General features: G+C 35.3%; 4 protein-coding genes. All 4 read right to left on the bottom strand.

Going from position 1 to position 5,479, the window contains the following annotated elements; translation table 11 throughout:
- Positions 1-208: 208 nt before the first annotated feature.
- The 4 genes from ACEZ3G_RS16970 to ACEZ3G_RS16955 all read right to left on the bottom strand — a co-directional run bounded on the left by ACEZ3G_RS16970 (position 209) and on the right by ACEZ3G_RS16955 (position 5,365).
- Complete coding sequence (locus tag ACEZ3G_RS16970; RefSeq protein ID WP_432426716.1) at positions 209-982, bottom strand: hypothetical protein; 774 nt, start codon at positions 980-982, stop codon at positions 209-211.
- 148 nt (positions 983-1,130) lie between these two features.
- Positions 1,131-1,787, bottom strand: a complete 657-nt coding sequence (locus ACEZ3G_RS16965) for a hypothetical protein (RefSeq protein ID WP_432426715.1) — start codon at positions 1,785-1,787, stop codon at positions 1,131-1,133.
- A gap of 994 nt (positions 1,788-2,781) precedes the next feature.
- Positions 2,782-2,946, bottom strand: coding sequence for a hypothetical protein (locus ACEZ3G_RS16960; RefSeq protein ID WP_432426714.1), 165 nt, complete (start codon positions 2,944-2,946; stop codon positions 2,782-2,784).
- Positions 2,947-3,397: 451 nt separating this feature from the next.
- Positions 3,398-5,365 (bottom strand): DUF262 domain-containing protein, encoded by a 1,968-nt coding sequence (locus ACEZ3G_RS16955; protein WP_432426713.1) that lies wholly within the window; start codon positions 5,363-5,365, stop codon positions 3,398-3,400.
- Between the last annotated feature and the right edge of the window lie 114 nt (positions 5,366-5,479).

Genomic DNA, 5,479 nt, shown 5'->3' with positions numbered 1-5,479 from the left:
TGAAGCTATTGCTGCACAGGATAACAACTTGATAGATCAACTTGTTTCCTAAAATTTTAAGGAAAAAGCTTGTTTTTTTACACAGTACCTATGAGTAGTTGCGTGGGTTAGCACTTAACTTCGCAAGTACACACCAAGCTGAAAATCCGCGAGGATTTTCAGAAGTAGCCGAGAACAAGCAATTACTTATAGCCATTGTTGTGTGCAGTTATAATTTTACAGTTTCTAATTTAAACTTTTCGCTTATTTTCAAATCTAAATCCACAATCAGATTGGTCATAGCTCCATTAATATTTGATAAATTTTCATAACTGAAAACTAGAATATTTCCAGGATTGTATGTTACGTGCTCATTGGAAAAATCCTTGGCAAATTCTTTAGATATTATTCCGCGATTGTGTACAATTAAGTTTCTTTGTTTAATAAACTGTTCGAAGTTTTTTTCCACGATTTCATTCTCAAATAGCTGGATTCCCAACCTGTCTGTAAAGAATTTTTTTATGTCATTAATACTTCCGTAAAAAAGTTTCTCTATATTCTTTTCTGTAATGTCTTCAATCAAATCCTCCATATTGTTAAAAGAAAAAATATAATCTAGTGGTTCTTTTTCCTTTGATTTTAGTATTTGAGGTTTAGATTTTATTACCTCTACAAGAATATCTTTAAAATAACTTAAGATGTTATCCGTAATTCGAGTATAAGCCATTTGTTCAAAATATTTCTCATAGGATTTTGCTGAAAAAATCATATCACTCTTTTCAGATTCAAGGAATTTTATAAGACCATCATCTCCATTATTTTCATAAAGGACTTTTAAGAATTCTTTTTTATCATTTAAATCTTCCTTGCTTGATTCTGCGAATAAAATATAAATTAATAGGAATTCTAAATTAATAGTTTCAATTGTAAATATTTGGAAAGGTTTTGTGCCTTCTTTTAGTACTTTGACTCCAAATTTATTAGTATAAAATTTATCTGACATTCAGGTTTTTCTTTAATTGCACACAACGGTCTCGTATAACCGTCAGTTACGGGTTAAATTAGCGATTATTTTCGGTTAAGCACTGACGCTCGCAATTCCGAGTGGATTCGGACGTAGTCGAATCCGCCGTAATTGCGGTTATACATTGTTACCTGCTGGCTTTTATTTTTTCAAATTCGATTTTCAATTCTGCTTTAAATTCTTGAACTTCATCTGATGTGTACATACAACAAAATCCATCTTGTAATTTCCAAGTCCGAAATTTATAATTCTGTCCATTGGATTGGAATTCAGATTCCGCCATTCGAACAAATCCCTTTTCGGTTTCGTCAGAACCTAAATAAATTCCAGAGTCCATTTTTATTTCTGTTTCCCTCAAATTTTCATTAAAGTCAGAGGAAGTTAATAAAATTCCGCTTTTTGGGATTTCTATTTTTTTATTCCAAGTCAAAGTTGATTTAGACAAATCTTTCGAATTTTCAACTCCGTAAATTATTGTCACATAACTTTTGTCAAATTCCGCTGGAATAATAAGTGTTTTAGTCCGATTGAACTTGTAACCATAAATTACAACTAGCAAAAGCACTAATGCTAATTCAGTCAGGAATATTTTTTTGTATTTCTTGAGCCACTTTTTAAGTCCAAAGTCAATTCCAAACAGTAAAATTCCGATTACAATTAATCCAACAACAGCAAAAATTCCCCAGCTCAAATCCCTTTCTTTTATCACTATAACAATCGCATAAATAATGCATGCAATTGATAAAATCAGAAATGGTGTTATTTTTTTTAGCGTGTTGTTCATTCAGCTTGCAGGTAACGGCTCGGCTAAAGATAGTGGGAGAATTCTGTTCCCGAACCTGTCCGCCTTTGACCCGTTGCTTTCCTTTGCGCACCAAACTTCAGGGCTTGGTGCTTGCCCCTTATTGTCTTTAGCCAATGTTGGCGTTTCGTTTTTCGACTACCATAGATTTTAACAATAAATGTTGATAATCAAAATTGATATAAATTATATTTTTCATCGATTATTTCTGTATTTGTATAGTCAGACGATTATTGTTAAAAAGTTCTTTTAAAATCTTGACGGTAGCGAAAGAAAGTTTTATTTTTGCGATTCTTACGGGAAGTGTCCAGTAGCGTACTTGTAAATGATGTAACAATTTTACAGCACCACGCTGGCTGTGGACAATGAAGTTTAATTTAATTCCGTAAGCTATTGGAACTTGTCCTTTGCTTTATGGTACTACTTTTGACCCTGCTCATCTTCGGAGACAAGCAGAGTAAGTAGTATTTTAGCAACTTTCGTGAGAGAAATATAAAAAGGGTAGCCGAAGATACCTGTTGATTTTATTCCCGTTGTTAGCGCAACGGGTTTTTTTTATACAACGCAAAATTACAAAATAAATAATGTATTTGGAGTTAAAATATAAGTATACACTTAGTTTTTAACATTCCGTTAACAGAATCATCTTTTCAAAGAACTTTTTAATTTCTTCCAAATCTATTGGACAAGGGCTTTAGTTAAATGTTTGACCCTATATTTTCCAAACATTCCTGAACCTTAAAGTCCGTTGGTTTTTTACTTATCTTGGTGTCCTAAAATTTAACAATTATGTCAGAATACGATATTGCGATAAATGCAAACCTTTGCTCGTTGATTATAAAGACAAATGCCCTAAAATCCACTCTTTCACAGGAACAACTGTCCGTTTACAACGATACACTCAAGTGCGAGACGGACAGAATGTTGAAATCCTTTGAGTCTCACATCCCGAAGGAGTGGTACGAATATTTCAGGACTACCGTTCGTTCATCAGTCGAGTAAAGGTGCTCTCCACTAGAGGCTCCACATATTTTTGATAATACTCTTTGGATATTTGATGCATTCCTTCAAAGTCCAAAGGCAATATTCCCACATCCTTTACGGTTTTTTTTAAATCTTTTGGTGTTATGCTGTTTTCCATATTTTTCAAAATGAACGCCAACTGAAGGGCTAAACGCAGTTCTGCGAATTTTACGGAAATATAGTGAAATCGGGCAACTATCGTTCGGGAATTTGTCCGTTCGCCCGTTACCGTGTCCCGTACGATAGTTCGTCAAGAAGGCCATGGAATGGCCGTATCTTGTCGATTTCACGCTATTGGGAGTAAAATATGCAGGGCCGAATTGTTTTTAGCTGGCGATGTGTTGTCGTTTGGACTCGATGCCCGTCGGTGGCGAGGATCCTTGGGATGGTTATATGGCAATTCGGTTTAGCCCTTCAGATGTGTTGCATTTACTTTAAGATGCATTGCCGGCGAAGCTGCGCAGATTAAAGTTCGCCATCGGCGAATGCAACACATCGGTCTGTGTATGGTGTCGTAGCATCCCGAAGGGTGCTATGCACTATACACCTTGTTGGCATTTCGTTGTTTTTTATTCTTCTTCAATCGTTTCCTTTTGCAAGAAGTCCAATTTCAATAAATCTTCTTTTTCTATTTCCCAACCTTCAAAGTCAATATTCCATCGTTCTTCTAAAAACGAGAGCATTTTTTTACCCCGACTTTCAATTTCTGCTGGTGTCCAATTGTCATAGCTTGAAACTTCAATTTCGCTATAAGCACCGTTAAAGAAACCAACTTCATCACCATCCTTGTTCGTGTGTTTTTTCTTGAAGTCAAAGCACTTGTTTTGGAACTCTGAGTTTTTTGATTGCCCAAGAAGAACCAAATTCCCTAAAGTGTTAAGCAAAATTTTTCTTTCCTTTTTTGAGTGCTGGTTATAAACCGAAGTCCAACAGTCGTCTTTTGGCGTTTGAGGATAGATATGTTCAATTGTATCTTCCTTCTTTCGCTTATTAAAGTCAGTCCAACTTACTTTTTGATTTCCGTTGGCTTTTCTTTGTAGGTAAAGTTCATATTCAAAGAGGAAATATCTCAAACCATTCCAAGTGTAAAAGCCTTCTCCCTTATCATATTGGTCTTTGACATAGTTGTCAAATTTTTCAAGGTCAAACCATCCGTGATAAACATAATCATCACCTTCGCCTGATTCTCCTTGTGTCATCCAATCTATATTACCGATTGTAGATTGAATCGTTGTTGAGTCTTTGCCAAAATAATACGAGTTAGCAAGTCTGTAAAAATGACTGTTTTTTGTGTTAGACGGTCTTTGAGAAAGGCGGAAGACGAGAAATATGAAACGTTCTGCTGATTTGAAAAGTGGTAGAAATTCACTCTCCGTACACTTTGTCATTGCTGCCATAAACAGAGGTGGAAACGCACTCATTCCTAAGCGATTGAGTTTTTGTATCCATTCTTTTGTGTCGTCTTCGTAGTCAGAAAACTGAGGGTTGAATAAATAAAACCAAGACTTCACACACTTAGATAAACTATCTATGTAATCCTTAATATCAGTCAGTACGATTTTATTTTTAATCGCATTTTTAGCGGTGAATTTTTTGTTGAGCAAGAACTTAGCATAGGAAGCCGATTCTTTTCTATCGTACTTAAAGTACATTATCCAATGATTACGTAAAAAATCGTCATCATCCATTGCATTGTCCTTGTTCTTGCCCAAATACTCATAAATGGTTTTCCAAGTCTCGTTAATGTCTTTTCTTAATCTAGCTCTTGTTTGATTGTCAACATCTAAATGTGTTGATAGGTAAATCAGCCTGTTTTTGAGTAGCTCCAAATTTGACAGAGGTTTTCCCCTGTTGTTCATAGTCTCAAAAGTTACGTAAACATCAAGTTCGTCATCTATTTCGTAGAAGTTGAATTTGAACTTGGCTGTAACTTTCTTAAATATTTCTTCAAGATCTTGTTTTTCGAGTTTTTCTAATTTTTTCTTGAAGTAGTCTTTTGCTGTTTTCAAGTTTGAAGTGTACAAAGTTTGTTCTGGGACTTTGTCAGCTGTAGAAGATTCTTGTTGTAAAATCTTTGTTTTGAAAAACTCATCGCTCGGGTTGTCTCGCTCATAGCCAAATATGTATGACTTGTAATTGTCTCCGTATGCTTGGAACAAGAATTTGTTTACCCAATATGATTTGTCTTTAAAGTTGATTCCTTCATTATCGGCAAATTGATTAAGTATTTCATTGATAAGAATGATAGAGGTTGTCAGTCGTTGCTGTCCATCAATGAGGTAGTAAGCTCCAAGTTCTCTTTCAAAAAGCCACAAATCATCTTGCCATTTCTCAATGTTCTCAACGCTTGATTTTGAAACTGGTTCAACGGTCAAAAGCCCTGTGTAATGGATTTTGTCGCCTTTCAGATTGATTAGGTCTTCCCAAAAGTCTTCAAGTTGGTTTGTTTCCCAAGAGTAACCCCTTTGAAAGTCGGGGATTCTAAAAAATTTCTCGTTAAATATTTCTGTTAACGATTGTAGTTTATTGTCTGCCATTTCGGTCTTTTTTCAATGAATGCCAACGGCTCGCGGCTATGTACAGTTTTTGAAGGGCGGTGTCCTGAAAGCTTGCTTTCAAGGGCAGGGAGCCATGAAAAAGCTGGCAATTTA

Source organism: Meishania litoralis, from assembly GCF_042611095.1.
Classification (GTDB): domain Bacteria; phylum Bacteroidota; class Bacteroidia; order Flavobacteriales; family Flavobacteriaceae; genus Meishania; species Meishania litoralis.
Note: the sequence above shows the minus strand (reverse complement) of the source record. Positions and strands in the feature narration are given on the sequence as shown.